This is a genomic window from Pseudomonas sp. GL93 (assembly GCF_003408955.1).
In the GTDB taxonomy this organism is placed as follows: domain Bacteria; phylum Pseudomonadota; class Gammaproteobacteria; order Pseudomonadales; family Pseudomonadaceae; genus Aquipseudomonas; species Aquipseudomonas paracarnis.
This window is the reverse complement of record NZ_NKRF01000059.1, coordinates 1-18,496: the sequence shown is the minus strand read 5'-3', so window position 1 is coordinate 18,496 and position 18,496 is coordinate 1. Positions and strand designations below refer to the sequence as shown.

Annotated in this window: 19 protein-coding genes; 7 read left to right on the top strand and 12 right to left on the bottom strand. The window is 61.5% G+C overall.

All coding sequences use genetic code 11. From position 1 onward, the window contains the following. Together CER19_RS10035 and CER19_RS10025 are read right to left on the bottom strand one after the other, a co-directional pair. On the bottom strand, positions 1–386 hold a 386-nt coding region (locus CER19_RS10035), incomplete at its 3' end, for a helix-turn-helix domain-containing protein (RefSeq protein ID WP_133298324.1). Positions 387–764: 378 nt separating this feature from the next. Further along, positions 765–1,403, bottom strand: a complete 639-nt coding sequence (locus CER19_RS10025; protein ID WP_116666304.1) for a GNAT family N-acetyltransferase — start codon at positions 1,401–1,403, stop codon at positions 765–767. Positions 1,404–1,451: 48 nt separating this feature from the next. On the opposite strand from CER19_RS10025, the gene CER19_RS10020 reads away from it, so the two are divergent. Further along, positions 1,452–2,324 (top strand): undecaprenyl-diphosphate phosphatase, encoded by an 873-nt coding sequence (locus CER19_RS10020; protein WP_116666303.1) that lies wholly within the window; start codon positions 1,452–1,454, stop codon positions 2,322–2,324. Between the two features lie 106 nt (positions 2,325–2,430). Here CER19_RS10020 and CER19_RS10015 read toward each other — a convergent pair whose 3' ends face one another. The 5 genes from CER19_RS10015 to CER19_RS09995 all read right to left on the bottom strand — a co-directional run bounded on the left by CER19_RS10015 (position 2,431) and on the right by CER19_RS09995 (position 6,963). Continuing rightward, positions 2,431–3,384, bottom strand: a complete 954-nt coding sequence (locus tag CER19_RS10015; RefSeq protein WP_116666302.1) for a Dyp-type peroxidase — start codon at positions 3,382–3,384, stop codon at positions 2,431–2,433. Between the two features lie 48 nt (positions 3,385–3,432). Next, positions 3,433–4,251, bottom strand: a complete 819-nt coding sequence (locus CER19_RS10010) for a sugar phosphate isomerase/epimerase (protein ID WP_116666301.1) — start codon at positions 4,249–4,251, stop codon at positions 3,433–3,435. Positions 4,252–4,253: 2 nt separating this feature from the next. Continuing rightward, on the bottom strand, positions 4,254–5,453 hold the full coding sequence (locus CER19_RS10005; RefSeq protein WP_116666300.1) for an NAD(P)/FAD-dependent oxidoreductase: 1,200 nt from the start codon (positions 5,451–5,453) through the stop codon (positions 4,254–4,256). Beyond that, complete coding sequence (locus CER19_RS10000) at positions 5,450–5,776, bottom strand: MocE family 2Fe-2S type ferredoxin (protein WP_116666299.1); 327 nt, start codon at positions 5,774–5,776, stop codon at positions 5,450–5,452. Before CER19_RS10000 ends, CER19_RS10005 begins: the two co-directional genes overlap by 4 nt. 104 nt (positions 5,777–5,880) lie before the next feature. Continuing rightward, positions 5,881–6,963, bottom strand: coding sequence for a fatty acid desaturase family protein (locus CER19_RS09995; protein ID WP_116666298.1), 1,083 nt, complete (start codon positions 6,961–6,963; stop codon positions 5,881–5,883). A gap of 161 nt (positions 6,964–7,124) precedes the next feature. Between CER19_RS09995 and CER19_RS09990 the strand changes: the two genes are divergently transcribed. Continuing rightward, entirely contained in the window at positions 7,125–8,174 is a 1,050-nt protein-coding gene (locus CER19_RS09990; protein WP_116666297.1) for a LacI family DNA-binding transcriptional regulator, read from the top strand. A gap of 18 nt (positions 8,175–8,192) precedes the next feature. Here CER19_RS09990 and CER19_RS09985 read toward each other — a convergent pair whose 3' ends face one another. Continuing rightward, entirely contained in the window at positions 8,193–10,154 is a 1,962-nt protein-coding gene (locus CER19_RS09985) for a sigma-54-dependent Fis family transcriptional regulator (protein WP_116666296.1), read from the bottom strand. Between the two features lie 187 nt (positions 10,155–10,341). On the opposite strand from CER19_RS09985, the gene CER19_RS09980 reads away from it, so the two are divergent. From CER19_RS09980 to CER19_RS09970, 3 genes are read left to right on the top strand one after another with little or no spacing between them, the layout of a single operon-like run. Then, on the top strand, positions 10,342–11,358 hold the full coding sequence (locus tag CER19_RS09980; RefSeq protein WP_116666295.1) for a Gfo/Idh/MocA family oxidoreductase: 1,017 nt from the start codon (positions 10,342–10,344) through the stop codon (positions 11,356–11,358). Then, positions 11,358–12,137: a TIM barrel protein gene (locus tag CER19_RS09975; protein WP_116666294.1), complete on the top strand. Its 780-nt coding sequence runs from the start codon at positions 11,358–11,360 to the stop codon at positions 12,135–12,137. Before CER19_RS09980 ends, CER19_RS09975 begins: the two co-directional genes overlap by 1 nt. Before the next feature lie 19 nt (positions 12,138–12,156). Next, complete coding sequence (locus CER19_RS09970) at positions 12,157–13,083, top strand: sugar ABC transporter substrate-binding protein (RefSeq protein WP_116666293.1); 927 nt, start codon at positions 12,157–12,159, stop codon at positions 13,081–13,083. Between the two features lie 119 nt (positions 13,084–13,202). Here the strand turns inward: CER19_RS09970 and yghU are convergent, their stop codons facing one another. Beyond that, positions 13,203–14,030, bottom strand: a complete 828-nt coding sequence (gene yghU, locus CER19_RS09965; RefSeq protein ID WP_116666292.1) for a glutathione-dependent disulfide-bond oxidoreductase — start codon at positions 14,028–14,030, stop codon at positions 13,203–13,205. A gap of 201 nt (positions 14,031–14,231) precedes the next feature. Here yghU and CER19_RS09960 point away from each other — a divergent pair, with 201 nt between their 5' ends. Continuing rightward, positions 14,232–14,828, top strand: a complete 597-nt coding sequence (locus tag CER19_RS09960) for a glutathione S-transferase family protein (RefSeq protein ID WP_116666291.1) — start codon at positions 14,232–14,234, stop codon at positions 14,826–14,828. Between the two features lie 132 nt (positions 14,829–14,960). Here the strand turns inward: CER19_RS09960 and CER19_RS09955 are convergent, their stop codons facing one another. Beyond that, complete coding sequence (locus CER19_RS09955; RefSeq protein WP_116666290.1) at positions 14,961–15,728, bottom strand: SDR family NAD(P)-dependent oxidoreductase; 768 nt, start codon at positions 15,726–15,728, stop codon at positions 14,961–14,963. A gap of 138 nt (positions 15,729–15,866) precedes the next feature. Here CER19_RS09955 and CER19_RS09950 point away from each other — a divergent pair, with 138 nt between their 5' ends. Beyond that, positions 15,867–17,015: an aldose epimerase family protein gene (locus CER19_RS09950; protein ID WP_116666289.1), complete on the top strand. Its 1,149-nt coding sequence runs from the start codon at positions 15,867–15,869 to the stop codon at positions 17,013–17,015. Positions 17,016–17,136: 121 nt separating this feature from the next. Here the strand turns inward: CER19_RS09950 and araH are convergent, their stop codons facing one another. Together araH and CER19_RS09940 are read right to left on the bottom strand one after the other, a co-directional pair. Next, the gene (gene araH, locus CER19_RS09945) at positions 17,137–18,105 is read right to left on the bottom strand and encodes an L-arabinose ABC transporter permease AraH (RefSeq protein WP_116666288.1); all 969 of its coding nucleotides are present in this window, start codon (positions 18,103–18,105) and stop codon (positions 17,137–17,139) included. Between the two features lie 9 nt (positions 18,106–18,114). Continuing rightward, positions 18,115–18,496 (bottom strand): ATP-binding cassette domain-containing protein (locus tag CER19_RS09940; RefSeq protein ID WP_116666287.1); only part of this gene is annotated, 382 nt, incomplete at its 5' end.

Here is an 18,496-nt window from a genome sequence, read left to right as displayed (position 1 = left end):
GGACTTGCTTTGGGTTGCCTGGAAGGTTTGCGGGGCATGCTGGACTCTTTAAGACGATGCGGTTGTAGTGCTTCTACACCGCCTTCATCGTACAGCTTTCGCCACTGCCTGATACTACTTGGACCACGGATATCAAACCGTATACAGGCCTGTTGGTCCGACAGCCCGTCTTGTTTGATGCACTGCAAAACCTTCAATTTAAACTGGGCATCGTAATGGCTGTACTTGGCAATCAAGCCAGAGGCGCCGTGCTTTTCAAAACCCTTGACCCAGCGACGAAGCAGCGATGGACTCAAGCCATGCTTGAGGGCCACCTCATGAACGCTACTGGCAGACAGACACTCTTCAATCAGTGATTGCTTGAGTGCTAGGTTGTATTTCGTCATGGAACACCCTCCCGAGGGGGTCAGGTGTCCAACATTCGGGGGGCAGTTCAACGGCGGGTCACTTTGGAAAAGCCCCAAAGTAACCAAAGGGCTCTTGCCCCACCACTCGGCACCTCGCCTAGGCTCGGTGTGCCCGTAATCCGCCAGTGATTTGGGGGGCCGCCGCCACGCGCCATCCATGGCGCGGGGCGGCTAAACCGGCATCCCTGCCGGTTTACCCCCCAAATCCCTGTCGAATTCCGGCCAGCGTGGTTTGACGGGGCGCTTAAGATCAAGATCAAAAGCAGATCAAGGGCGACTCGCTTCGCATCGTGGTTACGGTTGATCGCTACAGCGTTGTTTAGATATCTATGCTCATCGGGAAAAAGCCCGCGCCCATCAATGCAACGAAGCCCGGGTAATCAGGTAGTTCACCAGCTGTGGCTCATCGTCCAGTTCAATGCTCTGCACTGGGCGCGGCAGGTTATCCAGCACAGTGCGCCAGAACGCCTGGGACACTTCGTCCTGATCATAGAATCGCACCAGCCAATTGGCCGCGCCACTGCACAGCACCTGGCTGGCGATGGCGCGGCCGATGCCCTTGCGGCGGTAGCGCTTGAGGATGAACAGGTCAGCCAGTTCCAGGGCGTCGATGCTCGGCAGTTCGCTGCCTTCGATCAACAGGAAACCAGCGATATAACCGTCTACCAGCAACAGGTTGGCGCTCCATTGCGGGTCGCTCCAGTAGCGGGCCAGGTGTTCGTCGTGGATGTAGAAACGCCCATCGGCCTCGACATCTTCCTGTTCCCAGTCCGAAGACTCGTAGGCGTAGTACTGGTAAAGGTTGCGGATCAGTTCAGCTTCTTCGGGGCCGGTCTGGATCAATTCGACGGTGGTTTCAGGCATGGGGCTCTCGGTGGAAAAACGCAGGGCGCCATTGTTCACAAAAGTGCTGCCCACGCCAATGGCCTGGCGAATCCTTTCTATTGGCTGAACAGATTGCATATAGCGGTTGCCCTGGCCGAAATCCTGAAACATTTAGAATAAACTTCGCCGGTTTCCCCCTATTGCTCAAGGACACGTATTTTGACCAACGTCTGTACCGCCGGCCTGGATGTGGGCTTTGCCTCCCTGGATTACCTGCAAATCTTCATCCTTGGGGTGATCCAGGGCATTACTGAATTGCTGCCGGTGTCGTCCACCGCCCATATGCGCGTGGTACCCGCCCTGGTCGGCTGGCAAGACCCCGGCTCGGCGTTTTCCGCAGCCATGCAATTGGCGGCGTTGGCGGCGGTGGTCAGTTACTTCTGGCGGGATGTGCGCCAGGTCACCACCGGCAGCATCAGTGCGGTGCGCCGGGGCGACTATAACGACCGCTGGTTCAAGCTCGCCGTGGCAATTGTGCTGGCAACCGTCCCGATTGGCATTGCGGGGCTGGCGTTGTCGTCGACCTTGAATGCCTGCAACTCGCCATTGCGCGGGCTCATGGTGATCGGCATTTCCTGCGTGGTGATGGCGGTGCTGCTGGCAGTGGCCGAACTGCGTGCCCGGCATACACGCGACGTGAGCCAAATGCGCCTGCGCGATGCCCTGATCGTGGGGGTTGCACAGATTGGCGCGTTGATACCGGGCGTATCGCGTTCGGGCTCCACGTTGACCGCGGCGCTGTTCCTGAATTTCAAACGCGAAGAAGCGGCGCGGTTTTCCTTCCTGCTGGGCTTGCCGGCCATCGCCCTGGCCGGTTTGAAAGAGCTGTGGGTGCTGCTGCGCGCCGACCTGCCCGCCCACGCTTGGCCGCACTTGATGTTCGGGCTGGTGGTGGCGAGCATCTCGGCGTTCTTCGCCATCTGGGGCCTGATGAAGTTTCTGGAGCGTTTCTCCACCTGGCCGTTCGTGATCTACCGGGCGCTACTGGGGATCTTCCTGATTGTGGCGGTCAGCACCGGCCTGCTTACCTGACCCTTGTAGGAGCGAGCTTGCTCGCGAAAAACGTCAACGATAACGCGGGCATTCTGTATGTACGCGGTGGCCTTGGGTTTTTCGCGAGCAAGCTCGCTCCTACAGGTTATTGGCGGTCGGCCAGCGCTTCGAGCAAGTCGGCCGAGGGCACGAAGAACAGGCCCCCGGTCACGGCCGTGCTGAAGTCGAGCAAGCGATCGTAGTTGCCGGCCGGGCGGCCGACGAACATGTTTTCCAGCATCTGTTCCAGGGGCTGAGGCGAGCGTGCGTAGCCGATGAAATAAGTGCCGAATTCGCCCGCGCCAGGGCGGCCAAAGGGCATGTTGTCGCGCAGGATCTTCACTTCCTCGCCGCTCTCGTCGGTGATGACGGTCAGCGCGCTGTGGGAGTTGCTCGGCTTGGCGTCTTCGTCCAGTTCGATGTCCGACAATTTGGTGCGCCCGATCACCTTCTCTTGAGCCTCCACCGTCAAGCCATTCCACGCGGTCATGTTGTGCAGGTATTTCTGCACCAGCACATAGCTGCCGCCTTCGAACTCAGGGTCTTCATCGCCCACCAGGGTGAAGGCCTCGGCCTTGCGCCCCACCGGGTTCTCGGTGCCGTCGACGAAACCGATAATGCTGCGCATATCGAAGTAGCGAAAGCCCTGAACCTCATCGACCACCTTCACGCTATCACCCAGGGCCGCCATCAGCTGGGTCGCTAGCTCGAAACACAGGTCCATCTGCTCGGCACGGATGTGCAGCAGGATGTCGCCGGGGGTCGACACCGCCATGCGCCCTTGCACACCGAACTCGCGAAACGGATGCAAGGCCGCCGGGCGCGGCGCGCCGAACAGGCGGTCCCAGGCATCCGAGCCAAACCCGCAAACGCAAGTCAGGTTGCCCGAGGGCACGCGCTTGCCTACCGAGCGCACCAGGCCTGCGATGTCGGCGCACCAGGCCCGCACGTTTTCAACCGCATCAGGCGCCAGGGTGGCGACCATGAAGATCGCGCTGCTGGTGATCGGGTGGCACACCGATTGCGGTTCGAGCGGGGGACGGACGGGGCAGGTTTTCATGGGCATTCCACAGGCTGAGGGCGGTTTGAACCCGCGCAGATTAGCAGATCATCGATGGCAACTGGCCCACACCTGGCGAATCAGGGCTTTGAGCTTGAGCGCCTCGGCCCAGCGATCGGTGAGTTCGCGCCCCTGTGCGTCGGTAATCGCATAGGGTGGCGGGCCTAACTCACAAGTGAAGGACAAGCTCTGCGGGGTGTAAGCGCGGCCCAGCCAGTGTTCGATCCCATAGCGCCACCAGCCGGTAAACCGCTCGACCCACTGTTGATGCTGGGGAAAATCCAGGCCAACCTGTACCTGCTCGCTGCTGGCGATGCGGCCATGAAAGCCCCAACTGTGACGCAGGATGGTGCGTATCTGTTCGTCGTCTTCCACACTGCCGGGCTGGGGCAACTCGCGGCCAACCACGTAGTGGGACAGGTCAGCGAGCAGTTTCAGATCGGGCATCTGTGCCAGCAGGTCGAGGGTGAACAACAGGTCGTTGGTGAGCCGATAACGGTGGGTTTCCAGCAGGATCGGGAAGTCCACCTGTTCGGCCAGGCGTTGCCAGCCGTCGATCAGTCTGGCCGCCTCGGCCTGGGTACGTGGGCGCACGTCGGCTTGCAAGGTGAGGTGGTGACAGCCGTAACGGCTGATCACCTCCAATGCCCTGGCCAGATCATCCACCGATTGCGGGAACAGTTGCCCTTCAATCTGCAGGCCCCTGGCCGTGGCCGCCGCGTGCAGGCGCTGTACCGATGCCGGCGCCCAGTAATGATCGGTGATGCCGTCAAAACCAGCGGCGACGATGCGGTCCAGTTGCGCTTCAAGGCTGCCGGGCTCGGTTTGCATGGCCCACATCGATTGGAATACTAACAACTGGCGCATGGTCAGCCTCGCAATAACAGCTTCAGGGATACCTCGGGGTCGGCCAGGCTGGCCGGGTTAAGCGGGATGTGGGCGGTGATCAAGCGCTCGCACAGCTTGACGTCCTTGGCTGCGCGATTACCCAAGGCCCAACCGCAGGCGCCTTGCAGACGGTGATGGTCGTCAAGGTAGAACAGCAGCAGGCCGCCGTCGGACAGTTCCCGGCGAACCATCAGCGCAGTCATCACCCCGACGGTGTGCAAGCCCCACGCGTATTGATCGGACCAGAAACCCGGGATCGTCTCGAACGTCAACTCCCGCCCCAGCAGGTTCAACGCCGCGAGGCGGCCCTGGGCTTCGGCGTTGCGCCAGGTTTCCTGGCGCTGATAAAGGCCCGCCAGGCGAAACTCGCACACATCCCCCGCCGCGTAGATATCCGCCGCACTGGTGCGCAAGTACTCATCGACGCGAATGCCCTGCCCGACTTCCAAGCCCGCCGCCGCGGCTAACTCGATGTTGGGCTGCATGCCGATGCCGACCACTACCAGGTCGCAGGGCAGCCGTTGCCCGTCGACCAGTTGCACGGCGTCGGCGTGGATGCACTCGATGGCGACGTTCAAACGTACATCGACGCCATGTTCATGGTGCAGCCTCAGCAGCGCGTCACTGACCACCGGCGGCAACACCCGCCCTGCCAGCCGTGGTCCGGCTTCCAGTACCGTCACCTCGCAGCCCAGGCCCCGCGCGGTCGCTGCCACCTCCAAGCCGATAAAGCCACCGCCGACCACCACCAGCCTGGCGCCTGGCTTTAATTCATTGCGCAAGGCCAACGCTTCATCATGGGTGCGCAGGTAAAATACGTTGGCCTGCTCCTGAGGCAAGCGCCGCGCCTGACCTCCGGTGGCCAGCAGCAGGCCGGCATAGGTCAACCATTGGCCGTCGGCCAGTTGCAAGCGGTGGTGCTGTGGCTCCAGACGGCTGACCGGGTTGGCGGCGATATGCTCGATCCCGAGCACCGCCAACTGCTGGCTGTCGCACAGGCTGCATTGCGCCAGGTCGCTCGAACCTTGCAGCAAGCCCTTGGACAACGGTGGCCGTTCGTAGGGCAGATGCGCTTCATCGCCGATCAGGATCAGGCGTCCGCTGTAGCCTTCTTCACGCAGGGTCAGTGCCGCACGGCCCCCGGCATGGCCGGCACCGACGATGATCAGGGGGGCGTTCATCCTTCGGCCGTGACAGCGAGCAGTACCCGCCCCGCTTCGACCCGCACCGGGTAGGTCTTGAGGTTGACGCACACCGGCGCGCCCAGGGCCTTGCCGGAGCGGTAATCAAAGCGCCCGTTGTGCTTGGGGCACTCGATCACATGGTCCATCACCAGGCCGTCGGCCAGGTGGATTTTCTCGTGGGTGCACAGGCCGGCGGTGGCAAAGAATTCATCCTCGGCAGAACGGAACACCGCGTAGGTCTGCGCGCCGTGGTCGAAGCGCAGCACGTCTTCGGCGTCTATTTCGCCCACGGCGCAGACGTCGATCCATTGATCGTTCATATATTTATCTCCAATGACTTGCTCTTACTCTGTGGCGAGCGAGCTTGCTCGCGCTGGGCTGCGAAGCGGCCCCAGATTCGTCTGAACGGTGTAGGTCTGAAGGGTTATTGGGGCTGCTGCGCAGCCCAGCGGGAGCAAGCTCCCTCGCCACGGGTGGGGCGCTGGACGAAATAGCTGGGATCGCTGCGCTGGCGCCAGATCGTCGGAATGATTTCCTGGTAGGCCTGCCACAGGTTGGCATATGGCGGTGGGCAGTCGCTGCGGATCTCTTCGTGCAGTTGACTGAGCGCGTGGTAAGGCACCATCGGGTACATGTGGTGTTCGAGGGGGTAGTTCATGTTCATGTAGATAAAGCGCAACACGCGGTTCATGTAGATAGTGCGGCAATTGCTGCGGTGGTCGAGCACATCTTCGGCCAGGCCCACGTGTTGGCTGAGACCAAACAGGTAGCCGAGCCACGCGCCATAGAGGCTGGGCAGGCCCACCAGCATCAGCGGCAACCCGCTGTGCAGGTACAGCGCGGTGCCGATGATCAGGGCGTAGAGGCCGACCCAGATACGCGCATCTCGGTACACCTTGGGCCACTCGGATTCGGGGATGAAGTCCTGCTCCTGGGCACTCATTCGCCCGAGCGCATGGCGGGCCACGCCGCTGAAAGTCTTCCAGGCCAGGGGCAGGTTGAACAGGCTGAGCGCCATCATCCATAAGCTTGGCGGGCGCGGTTCGACGATCTCCGGGTCGCGGCCGACGACGATGGTGTCGGTGTGATGACGGGCATGGCTCCAGCGCCACACGTGGGGTTCGAAGAGGCACATGAAGCTCGCCACCTGATACAGCGCATCGTTCATCCAGCGGGTCTTGAACGCCGTGCCGTGGCCGGTTTCGTGCCAGCGCGGGTTGGAGGCCGTGCCGTAGAGCACACCGTAGGCGATAAAGAATGGCACGCAGGCCCAACTGCCCCAGAACCAGTAGCCGCCGACACCGGTGGCCAACAACGTCGAGAACCACAGGGCGGTGTCGCGCAAGGCCGGGCCGTCACGGCGCTGCATCAGTTCTTTCATGCGTTTGCGCGAGATGGGCGACTGGTACCAGCGGGCCGAGACCAAGCCCTTTTCGACGGCGCGGGCCGCTTCGGGGCCAGTGAGGCTGTAGTCGCGCCGGGCGCGGTAAGCGGTGTGTTCAGGCATTGTTATTGTTCTCCGCAAGCGTGGGTTTCAGGTGCTTTGCGAAACCAACGATAGAGTGCGGCTAAATCACCCTCAAGGCCTTGAATCCATTCCCTATCAAGCTATCATCCAGGCCCAGCGGGGCTTGATAGTTTTCTATCAAGACGCTCAAGGGGCCTGCCATGCACAACAACAAACGCCCAACCATCGCCACCGTCGCCGCCCATGCGGGGCTCAGCGTAGCCACCGTCGACCGCGTGTTGAACGCCCGCGCGCCGGTCAACCCCGGCACGGCCGAACAGGTGTTCCAGGCTGCCGAAGCGGTGGGCTATTTCGCCGCACGGCTGATCGGCCAGCGCATTCGCGAACGTCGGCCCACCTACCGTTTCGGCGTGCTGTTGCTGGGGACCGCCCAAGCGTTCTATGCGCAGTTGGCCCACGCCATCAGCGAGGCAGCGCAGCATCACGCCACCGCCAACCTGAGCTGCCAGTTCGACTACATCAACGACCGCACGCCCGGCGCCATCGTCGCGCAAATCGAACAACTGGCCGTGCAGTGCGACGCCCTCGCGGTGGTCAGCTTCGCCCATCCGTTGATCAACGCCTGCCTGGCGCAGATCCGCACAGCTGGCGTGCCGGTGGTTGCCCTGCTCTCGGACATCCATGAACACGCTGCCGAACCCTATGTAGGCCAGGACAACCACGTGGTCGGGCGCACCATGGGCTGGCTGCTGGCGCGCACCTGCGGCGCACGCAAAGGCAGCGTGGGCATCCTGTTGGGTGGCCATCGTTTTCTCGGCCATCAGGCACGGGTCGAAGGCTTGCACAGCTACCTGGCCGAACACGCGCCGGGGCTCAAGCCGTTGGAGCCGCTGATCAACCTGGACAACTGCGACATCACCGAAGAAGCCACCCTCGACCTGCTCAGCCGCCATACCGATTTGCGTGGGTTATGCGTGGTGGGCGGTGGTGGCGACGGCGTGATCAACGCCCTGGCGCAACTGCCCAAGCGCCCGACGCTGTGCTGCATCCTGCAAGAGTCCACGCCGTTGTCACGCCAGGCATTGAGCAATGGGTTGATTGATGTGGTGATGGACTCGCAGCCGAAGCAGACGGCCGTAGCATTGGTCGAATTGCTGGTGCGCTTGCAGAGTGATGAGGGGTTTGACCCATTGGGGCACCGCGTGCATATACCGCCACAGATAGTGACCCCGGAAAACCTGTGCAGCTGATCGGTTTGGCTTGAGGTTTCAGCGCTCACGGAAATCGGCGGCGCTCAAGCCAAACCGACTCATCTTGTTGTACAGCCCGCCCCGTGACACATCCAGTTGCCGGGCGGCCAGGCGAATGTTGCCGCGGGTGCTGGTGAGCGCGGCAACGATGGCGTGCATTTCATGGCTGCTCAAATCCTGCGCGGGCTGTGGCGGGTAGGCGCGTAAGGCCATGCGTTGCTGGGTTTCCAACGGCAAGTCAGCCGATTGGATCAGCTCGCCCATCGCCAGGTTGGTCGCTCGCTCGATAACGTTCTCCAGTTCTCGCACGTTGCCCGGCCAGCCATGAGCTGACAGCAACGCCAACGCATCCGGCGCGAAACCTTGCACCGCTTTACGGAGCGAGCGGGCACAGCGCTGCAGGAAATGCCGCGCCAGCAGCGGGATATCGTCACGGCGCATACGCAGTGGCGGCACGCTCAGGTTCAACACGTTGAGTCGGTAGTAAAGGTCTTCACGAAAGGCGCCCTCGGCCACCGCCTGGCTCAGGTTGCGATGGGTGGCGGCGATGATGCGCACGTCGACTTGCCGCGATTGCTTGGCCCCGACGCGGGTGATTTCACCCTCCTGCAAAACCCGTAGCAGACTGACCTGGGCGTCGAAGGACATGTCGCCGATTTCATCCAGGAAAATGGTGCCGCCATCCGCCAATTCGAACTTGCCTGCCGCCCCACCCCGCGCCGAGCCGGTGAATGCGCCTTCGACGTGGCCGAACAGTTCACTTTGCACCAGGTCCCGTGGGATCGCGCCGCAGTTGACCGCCACAAACGGACCGTTGCAACGCTCGCTGCCGTTATGAATGGCTTGGGCAAACAGTTCCTTGCCGGTGCCGCTTTCGCCGAGGATCAAGGTGGTGGACTCGCTGCGACTGGCAATGCGCCCCAGGTGCAGTGCGTCTTGTATGGCCCGCGAGGTGCCCAGGATGGTCTCGAAGGTATAGCGGGCCTGGGTGCCGATAATACGCCGGGTAATCTCGCGGATACGGCGATTTTCGCGCACCGACACAATCACCCCACCCTGCTCCAGTGGGCATAGCGAAACGAGGCAGGCGAGTTGGCTGCCGTCGTGCAGGTGGAAGGTGCAATCGAGGTCGCGCACAGGCTCACCCAGTGCGTCGTTCAGTTCACTGCGGCCCAGGCGCCGGAACGGACTGCCGATCAGCTCCAGCCCTACCCCGAACAGTTGCCGCGCATAACGGTTGAGCGCCTTGATGCAGCCACGCTCATCGAGCACCACCAAGCCTTCGTTCAGCACTTCGAGCACGGCCTGTTGTTCTTCCAGCAACACCTGCAGCGCCATCTGCCGCGACACCGCTTCGGCCGCCGCTTGAACGGTGCCCAGGGTATGGAAGTGAAACCAGCCGGGCTCGGCGGTCAGGGTGAGCATGGCCAGGGTCTGGCCTTGGGCATCCTTGATCGGCGCGGCGGCGCAGTGCATGTGGCGCTGACGCAGGCCGCTGGCGAAATTTTCTTCAGCCAGCACATAGACCAGGCGATCTTCGGCCAGGGCCAGGCCGGTGCAGTTGGTGCCTTGCACCGATTCGAGCAGGCGACTGCCCACCGGGGTGATGTCCAGCCCGCAGAAATACAAGGTCGTGCCGTCGGCATCCGTGAGGTTGATATGCCCGCGCGGGTTGTAAGCCAGCAATCCATGCATGACCTGCGCGGCAGCGGCGATCACGGCGCGATGGTTGGCCAGGGTCGCCGCCAGCGCTTGCGGCGCAACAAAACGATAACCGTTGTTGCCGGGCTCTATCCCCGCCTCGACACTGCGTCGCCAGGAATCCCAGATGACTTGGCGCACCCCGTCGGGACGCACGACTTGGCCAGTCAGGCATTGGCGCCACGCCTGTTCCAACGCAGCAATCGGCCCGTCGTTCAACGCGGCAGGCCCCAGGCTTGTGAGGTATTCGAGGTCTTGCACACTGAACGCCTGGGTCATTGCGGTTATCCATGTTCATATTTTCGACATGTCAGTATAGACATGTCATGAATATGAACACTTTTTGCCTCATAAAAATAATAAATTCATAAAAATCAATATCTTATAAATTGGCACACACATTGCTCTTGCCCCCGTGTCACTCAGGACTGTCCTGGGGGCCCATAACAACAAAAGGGGTCGTTTCATGAGTACACAAAGCATCCGCCTGGGCTTGATCGGTGCCGGTCGCATGGGCAGCTTCCATGGCCTTACCGCCGCACGCCACATACCCGGTGCCTGCCTCGCCGCCATCGCCGATCCCGTTCCAGGCCAGGCCGCTCGCCTGGCAGCAGAACTGGGCGTGGACAAGGCCTACACCGACCCGCAACAGCTGCTGGACGACCCGGACATCGACGGCGTCCTCATCGCCGCCCCTGCCCGTAGCCACGCGGAGCTGGTGATCAGTGCCGCCCGCGCCGGCAAAGGCATCTTCTGCGAAAAGCCCATGGCGATTACCCTGGACGAAGCCGACCGCGCCATCGCCGCCGCTGCCGATGCACGGGTGCCCTTGCAGGTCGGCTTCAATCGGCGCTTCGCCAAGAGCTTTCGCACGGCGCACCTCGACATCGCCGCGGGACGTATTGGCACGCCACAGCTGCTACGCTCGCTGACCCGCGACCCGGCGCTGAACAACCCGGCCAACTCACCGCAATGGGTGATCTTCCTCGAAACCCTGATCCACGACTTCGACACCCTGCGCTACCTCAACCCTGGGGCCGAAGTGGTACAGGTGCAGGTGATGGCCGACGCGCTGATTGCCCCGCAATTCAAAAGCCAAGGCTTGCTCGACACCGCCGTGGTCACCCTGCGCTTTGACAACGGCGCCATTGCCACCGCCGAAGCCAGCTTCCAGGCCGTGTATGGCTACGACGTGCGCGGCGAAGTGTTCGGCAGCAAGGGCATGCTGAGCATGGGCAGCCTTAACGACTGCGACCTGGTGCGCTACCTGGCCGAGGGTATCCAGGCAGACACCCAGCGGATGGACACCGACCTGCTGCGCGACGCCTATATCGCCGAGCTCAACCACTTTGTCGACTGCCTGCGCAGCGGCGCCAAGCCCCTGGCCAGCGGTGAAGATGCGCGTGCAGCCCTGGCAATTGCCCGTGCCTGCATTGAGTCGTACCAAACCGGCAAGGCCGTGGCCGTTCAAGGAGCCCTTTAATGATGCCGTTCAAATTGGCCGTCAGTGCCGAAATGGTGTTCCTCGACCTGCCCTTCATCGAACGGGTCAAACGTATTCATGCCCTGGGTTTCAGCGCCGAAATCTGGAGTTGGGCCGATAAGGACATCCACGCCTTGGCGGCGACGGGCGCGGACTTCACCTCAATGACCGGCTACCTCAGCGGCACCCTCACCGACCCCGACGGCATCCGCCAATTGCTCGACAGCGCCCGTGAGTCCCTGGGCATTGCCGAGCGCCTCAACTGCCCGAGCCTCAACCTGCATGGCACGGGCCTCGGTGAAGGCGGCCTCCCCGTGCAGCCCGTCAGCCACACCACCGGGCGCATGTGGCTGAGCGCTTGCAAGAGCCTGGAAAAAATTGCGCGCCTGGGGGAAGACGCCGGGCGTGTGTTCCTGCTGGAAAACCTCAACACCGCCGTCGACCACCCGGGTACGCCGTTTGCGCGTGCCGACGACACCCTGGCCCTGATCGAAGCCGTCGGCAGCCCGCATCTGAAGATGAACCTGGACCTGTACCACGCGCAGATTGGCGAAGGGAACCTGATCGAATTGATCCAGCGCGCTGGCAGCGCCATCGGCGAAATCCAGGTGGCGGATGTGCCTGGACGCAAGGAGCCCGGCACGGGCGAAATCCACTACCCGGCCATTGCCCGGGCCTTGCACGCCATGGGTTACACCGGTGTGGTCGGCCTGGAGGGCTGGGCCAGCGGCGACAGCGAGTCGGCTCTGGAGCGTTTCCGCCAGGCATTCACCCTATAACAATAAAAGGAACAGCCTCATGCACCGTTATTCATTACTAGTGGCCGCGCTGTTGTTGATGTTCAGCCAGTGGTCCTTCGCCGCCTATCGCATCGGCGTGAGCATTGCCCGGGTGGACGATAACTTCATGACCTATGTGCGCACCGGCCTGGAGGCGGCAGCGAAACACCAGGACGTGCAGATTCAATTTGAAGATGCTCAGGGCGATGTGGTGCGCCAGCTCAATCAGGTCGAAGGGTTTCTCAACCAGAAAGTCGATGCGGTCATCGTGCTGCCGGTAGACACCGCTGCCACCGCCAACATCACCCGCGCCGCCGTGGCGGCGAAGACGCCGCTGGTGTACGTCAACCGCCACCCGGATGAGCGTACGCTGCCTGAGGGCGTGGTTACGGTGGCCTCCAACGACATCGAAGCGGGGCAATTGCAGATGCGCTACCTCGCACAAAAACTGGGCGGCAAGGGCAATGTGGCGATCATCATGGGCGACCTTGCACAGAACGCCACCCATGACCGCACCGAGGGGGTCAAACAGGTGCTCAAGGACTTCCCGGGGATCAAGGTCGTCGAGCAGCAAAGCGCCGAATGGCAGCGCAGCAAGGGGATGGACCTGACCAGTAACTGGTTGCTGGCCGGCACCGCGTTCAATGCCATTGTCGCCAACAACGATGAAATGGCGATTGGCGCGGCCATGGCCTTGCAGCAAGCGGGCAAGGCCAAGGGCGAGATTGCGATTGTCGGTATCGACGGCTTGCCCGATGGCCTGGCGGCGATCAAGCGCGGGTTGTTGGCGGGCTCAGTGTTTCAGGACCCCAAGGCCCAGGCTGCCCAGGCCGTGCAAGCGGCGGTGCGCATGATCAAGGGCGAGCAAGTTGACGCGCAGGTGTGGGTGCCTTTCGAGCTGATCACGCCTGAGCAGGTGGGGGTGTTTGAGCAGCGCTACAAATAACGCAGCTTTGTAGGAGCGAGCTTGCTCGCGAAGAACGCCCAGGTGCCGCGTTCATTCAGCAAGCACGCGTTATCGTTGACGTTTTTCGCGAGCAAGCTCGCTCCTACCTGGTTATCGTATCAATCCAGGTCACGTGCATCATGCCGCTCGGGCAACTGATCATCGCCCGACACCCGGTTCACCCGCCGCCCACGCTGCACCGCCGGCCGCGCATCAATCGCATCCGCCCAGCGCTGCACATGTTTGTATTCATGCACCGACAAAAACTCCGCCGCGCCATACAAACGGCCTTTGACCAACCCACCGTACCAAGGCCATATGGCGATATCGGCAATGGTGTATTCATCCCCGGCGATGTATTGGCTGACCGCCAGGCGCTTATCCAGCACATCCAGTTGGCGCTTGGTCTCCATGGCGAAGCGGTTGATCGGGTATTCCATCTTGCTTGGCGCATAGGCATAGAAATGCCCAAAGCCGCCCCCCAGGTAAGGCGCGCTGCCCATCTGCCAGAACAGCCACGACAGGCACTCAGCCCGGGCGGCGGGCTCCGTGGGCAGGAACGCACCGAACTTCTCGGCCAGGTACTGCAAAATCGCGCCTGATTCGAACACGCGAATCGGTGTGGCGCCGCTGTGGTCCATCAGCGCAGGAATCTTCGAGTTCGGGTTCACCGCCACAAAGCCACTGCCGAACTGGTCGCCGTCGCCGATCTTGATCAGCCAGGCGTCGTATTCGGCGCCGCTGTGCCCCAGCGCCAGCAGTTCTTCAAGCAGTATCGTGACTTTCTGCCCATTGGGCGTGGCCAGGGAATACAGTTGCGGCGGGTGCTTGCCTACCGGCAGCGGCTTTTCGTGGGTGGCGCCGGCGATGGGCCGGTTGATGCTGGCGAAGGTGCCGCCGCTTTCGGTGTCCCAGGTCCAGACTTTGGCAGGTACGTACTCGGTCATAATCAATGCTCCAGAGGCGCTTGCGATCAACTAAGCGTTCCAGACTAAACCAAAGGTTGATGACTCGTCACACGGTGAATGCCACCGCCACCCGACGCCATGGCATCCATCCCTTATCCGGCACCGCACAACGCCGTTGCGCAATCCAGGCCCGCGCCCTTAATCTCTTGAGCCCAACACCCTGTAAGCAATGGAGGCTGCATGAAACTGGTCGGAATGCTGGACTCGCCCTACGTACGCCGCGTGGCTGTTTCCCTGGAGTTATACGGGGTGGACTTTGTGCATGAACCGCTGTCGGTATTCAGCACTTACGCTGAATTTGCCCAGATCAACCCGGTAGTCAAGGCCCCGACCCTGGTGCTGGACGACGGGACGGTGCTGATGGATTCGAGCCTGATCCTCGATTACCTGGAAGCGCTGGCGCCGGCTGACAAGAAGCTGCTGCCCCAACAACCGGCGGCACGCGCCCGCGACCTGCAACTGCTTGGGCTCGCGCTGGCGGCCTGTGAAAAAAGCGTGCAGATCGTCTATGAACACAACCTGCGCCCCGCCGAAAAGCTGCATGCGCCATGGCTTGAGCGCGTTACCGGGCAATTGCTGGCGGCCTATGCGTTGTTGGACAAGCAACTGGCAGACGGTCAAGCGCTGACCCAGGCGTCGATTACCGCAGCAGTCGCCTGGTCGTTCAGCCAGTTCACCGTGGCCTCGGTGGTGAAGGCCGATGCGTTCCCCAACCTCAAGCGCCATGCTGAACGCCTGGAGCAGCACCCAGCGTTCAAGCGTTACCCCATCGAATGAACTTGCCCTAATTTGTAGGAGCGAGCTTGCTCGCGAAAAATTCACAGGCGCCGCGGTTATTCAGGCTGCACGCGTTATCGTTGACGTTTTTCGCGAGCAAGCTCGCTCCTACATAGAGCCCTGTTCGCGTCGCTACACCCAACCGCCGTCAACGATAAAGTTCTGCGCCGAGCACATCGCCGAAACATCCGAGGCCAAAAACAGCGCCATGTTGGCGATGTGTTCCGGCATCACGCTGCCGGGCAGGCACTGGCTGCGGGCGATGAGTTCCTTGGCGGCGTCGTCGACCCACATGGCCAGTTGTTTTTCGGTCATCACCCAACCCGGCACCAAGGTGTTGACGCGGATATGGTTGGGCCCCAGTTCCCGCGCCAGGGCTCGGGTCATGCCGTGGGCGGCGGCCTTGCTGGCGGCGTATACGGGGTAGCCGGCCGAGGCCATCATCCAGCCCACCGAACCCAGGTTGATGATCGAGCCGCCACCGGCCTCTTTCATCATGGGCACCACCGCCTTGGCGGCAAAGAAGGCGTGCTTGAGGTTGACCGCAATGAGCTGGTCGAACAGGTGCGAGTCGATTTTTTCCAGGCTGTGGCGCACATCGTTCGCCGCATTGTTGACCAGTACCGTGATCGGCCCCAGGGAATGCTCGAAGCGCCCGATCGCCGCGCGGTAGCCGATCTCGTCGGTGATATCGCAGCACTCGAACTCGACACTGTGCCCTTTGGAGTTCAGCAGCGCCGCCAGGCGTTCACCCTGGCTTTGTGCGCGATCCACGAACGCCACCTTGGCACCCTGCGCGGCGAAGGCCCGCACCATGAACTCGCCAATCCCCGAAGCCCCGCCGGAAACCAGCACGGTTTTGCCCTTGAGGTCGGGATAAATCGCTTGCTGGGTAGTCATAACAATCAGTGCTCCGCTTAATTAGTCTTATTTTATTTTGCAAGAACGGCGTTAAAGGCTATAAATCTGCTGTCATATCGACAAAATATCTCAAATTAGTAGAACTATTCCAGCAAAACAACAAAAGGAAGTTCGACCATGAAGCACCCTCGATACCTGCTGTCCGGCCTTGCGCTGTCCATGCTGATCGCCAGCGGCGGCGCGCACGCCGCCGGCCTTAGCAGCGAACACCAACCCTTCGGTAAAACCAATGACGGCACCGCCGTCGAACAGTACGTGTTGCGCAACAGCCATGGCATGCAAGCCACGGTGATCACCTACGGTGGTGTGCTGCAGTCGCTAAAAGTGCCAGACAAACACGGCAAGCTCGACGACGTGGTGCTGGGCTTCGATGACGTGCAAGGCTATCAGGGCGGTACCGCGTTTTTTGGCGCCACCATCGGCCGCTTCGGCAATCGCCTGGCCGGCGGCGCCTTCGAACTCGACGGCAAACGCTACCAGGTACCGCTCAACGACGGCCCCAACTCATTGCATGGCGGCGCCCAGGGCTTCGACAAGCAGGTGTGGCAAGCCAAATCGGTCAAGGACAAAGATTCGGTGGGCGTCACCCTCACCTACCTGTCCAAAGATGGGGAAATGGGCTTTCCGGGCAACTTGAAGACCGAGGTCACCTACCGCCTCAACGACAACAACGAACTGCACATCGACTACACCGCCACCACCGACAAGCCCACGGTGCTCAACCTCACCAACCACAGCTACTTCAACCTGGCCGGCGCGGGCAACGGCGACATTCTCAAGCAGGTCGCCACCTTGCACGCCAGCCACTACACACCGGTGAATGCCACCTTGATTCCCACCGGCGAACTGGCACCGGTCAAGGGCACGCCAATGGACTTCCTGAAGCCCACACCCATCGGCCAGCACATCAAGGCAGACCACCCGCAGCTCAAATTCGCCGAGCCCAAGCAAGGTGGCTTCGACTTCAACTGGGCGCTGGATACCAAGGGAGACATCAAGCAACTGGCCGCCGAGGTGCATGATCCTGAGTCGGGCCGGCGTTTGCAGCTCTACACCACAGAGCCTGGCGTACAGTTCTATACCAGCAACTTCCTGGACGGTTCGGTGAAGGGCAAAGGCGGCAAGACCTATCAGCATTGGAGTGGGTTTACTTTGGAGACCCAGCACTTTCCCGATGCGCCTAACCAGCCAAGCTTTGCCTCGACCCGCTTGAATCCTGGGCAGACTTACACGCAGAGCACCCTCTTCAAATTCACCGCCGATTAAAACTGTAGGAGCGAGCTTGCTCGCGAAAAACTCATAGGCACCGCGGTTGTTCAGGAAGCACGCGTTATCGTTGACGTTTTCGCGAGCAAGCTCGCTCCTACATTGATCTGATGGCCTGGGTTCAGCGTTGTTTCATGCGGTCGATGACCACGGCCAACAGCAGGATCGAACCGCGGATCACATACTGGTAAAAGGTATCGATGTTCTTCAGGTTCATCGCATTCTCGATGATCGCCAGAATCAACACCCCGGCAATCACATGACGGATCATGCCGATGCCGCCGCTCAGCGACACCCCACCTAGCACGCAGGCCGAGATCACCGTCAGCTCGAAGCCCTGGCCGATCATCGGTTGACCAGAGGTCATGCGTGACGCGAGGATCACCCCGGCCAAGGCGCCGATCAGGCCATGGATGGCGAAGATCAGGATCTTGGTGCGATCTACGTTCACGCCCGCCAGCAGCGCCGCCTCCGGGTTACCGCCGATGGCCATGGTGTTGCGCCCATAGGTGGTGTAGTTGAGCAGCCAGCCGAAGAACAGGAAGCAGACAATGGTGATCAGGATCGGCACCGGCACACCAAACAATTGGCCGTTGCCGAACACGAAGAATTGCTCCTGGGACACGCCTACGGCCTTGCCGTCGGCAAAGATGTAAGCCAGGCCGCGCACGATCTGCATGGTTGCCAACGTAGTGATCAAGGCGTTGACCCGCAGCTTGGCGATCACGATGCCGTTGATCAGCCCCACCATCAGACCCATCAGCAGCGCTGCGCCAATGCCCAGCATTACGCTGTCGGTATCGCGCATCACAATCGCCGCAACCACCCCGGCGCAGGCGATCACCGAGCCTACCGACAGGTCGAAGTGCCCCGAGGCCAGGCAGAACAGCATGGTGCACGCGGCGATGCCCACAGTGGAAATCGCCAGGCCCAGGCCGCGCATGTTGAGCGGTGAGAGGAAGTTATCGATCAGCAAGGCACACAGCACAAAGATGCCCACGGCTGCCATCAACATCGCCCAGTTGTCGAGCAATGCGCGCATGTCCATAGGTTTGCGTGACGAGGGCAACGCGTTGTTTTGAATAGTCATGGTCGTCTCTCAGTTCGCCAGGCCGCGTGGCAAGGCCAGTTGCAGCAGGTTGGATTCAGTCGCCTGTTCGCGCAGTTGTTCGCCGCGCAGGGCGCCTTCGCACAGCACCAGGATGCGGTCGGAGATGCCCATCACTTCCATCAGGTCGCTGGACACCACGATTACCGCAATGCCGCTGGCCGCCAGGTTATGGATGATCTGGTAGATCTCTGACTTGGCGCCGATGTCGATACCGCGAGTGGGCTCATCCAGCAGCAGTACCTTCATCGGCATCGACAACCAGCGGCCAAGGATGGCTTTCTGCTGATTACCGCCGGACAGGTACAGGATTTTCTGCTCGGCATTCGGCGTCTTGACCTTCATGGCCTGGATCTGCCGCTCGGCGTTGCCC

Coding starts and splice junctions, on each gene's coding strand:
- CER19_RS09995 (WP_116666298.1), bottom strand. CDS start 6,963: ATGCCTGAACACACCGCTTACCGCGCCCGGCGCGACTACAGCCTCACT.
- CER19_RS09970 (WP_116666293.1), top strand. CDS start 12,157: ATGCACCGTTATTCATTACTAGTGGCCGCGCTGTTGTTGATGTTCAGC.
- CER19_RS09975 (WP_116666294.1), top strand. CDS start 11,358: ATGATGCCGTTCAAATTGGCCGTCAGTGCCGAAATGGTGTTCCTCGAC.
- CER19_RS09950 (WP_116666289.1), top strand. CDS start 15,867: ATGAAGCACCCTCGATACCTGCTGTCCGGCCTTGCGCTGTCCATGCTG.
- yghU (WP_116666292.1), bottom strand. CDS start 14,030: ATGACCGAGTACGTACCTGCCAAAGTCTGGACCTGGGACACCGAAAGC.
- araH (WP_116666288.1), bottom strand. CDS start 18,105: ATGACTATTCAAAACAACGCGTTGCCCTCGTCACGCAAACCTATGGAC.
- CER19_RS09955 (WP_116666290.1), bottom strand. CDS start 15,728: ATGACTACCCAGCAAGCGATTTATCCCGACCTCAAGGGCAAAACCGTG.
- CER19_RS09960 (WP_116666291.1), top strand. CDS start 14,232: ATGAAACTGGTCGGAATGCTGGACTCGCCCTACGTACGCCGCGTGGCT.
- CER19_RS09980 (WP_116666295.1), top strand. CDS start 10,342: ATGAGTACACAAAGCATCCGCCTGGGCTTGATCGGTGCCGGTCGCATG.
- CER19_RS10015 (WP_116666302.1), bottom strand. CDS start 3,384: ATGAAAACCTGCCCCGTCCGTCCCCCGCTCGAACCGCAATCGGTGTGC.
- CER19_RS09990 (WP_116666297.1), top strand. CDS start 7,125: ATGCACAACAACAAACGCCCAACCATCGCCACCGTCGCCGCCCATGCG.
- CER19_RS10005 (WP_116666300.1), bottom strand. CDS start 5,453: ATGAACGCCCCCCTGATCATCGTCGGTGCCGGCCATGCCGGGGGCCGT.
- CER19_RS10025 (WP_116666304.1), bottom strand. CDS start 1,403: ATGTTTCAGGATTTCGGCCAGGGCAACCGCTATATGCAATCTGTTCAG.
- CER19_RS09985 (WP_116666296.1), bottom strand. CDS start 10,154: ATGACCCAGGCGTTCAGTGTGCAAGACCTCGAATACCTCACAAGCCTG.
- CER19_RS10010 (WP_116666301.1), bottom strand. CDS start 4,251: ATGCGCCAGTTGTTAGTATTCCAATCGATGTGGGCCATGCAAACCGAG.
- CER19_RS10000 (WP_116666299.1), bottom strand. CDS start 5,776: ATGAACGATCAATGGATCGACGTCTGCGCCGTGGGCGAAATAGACGCC.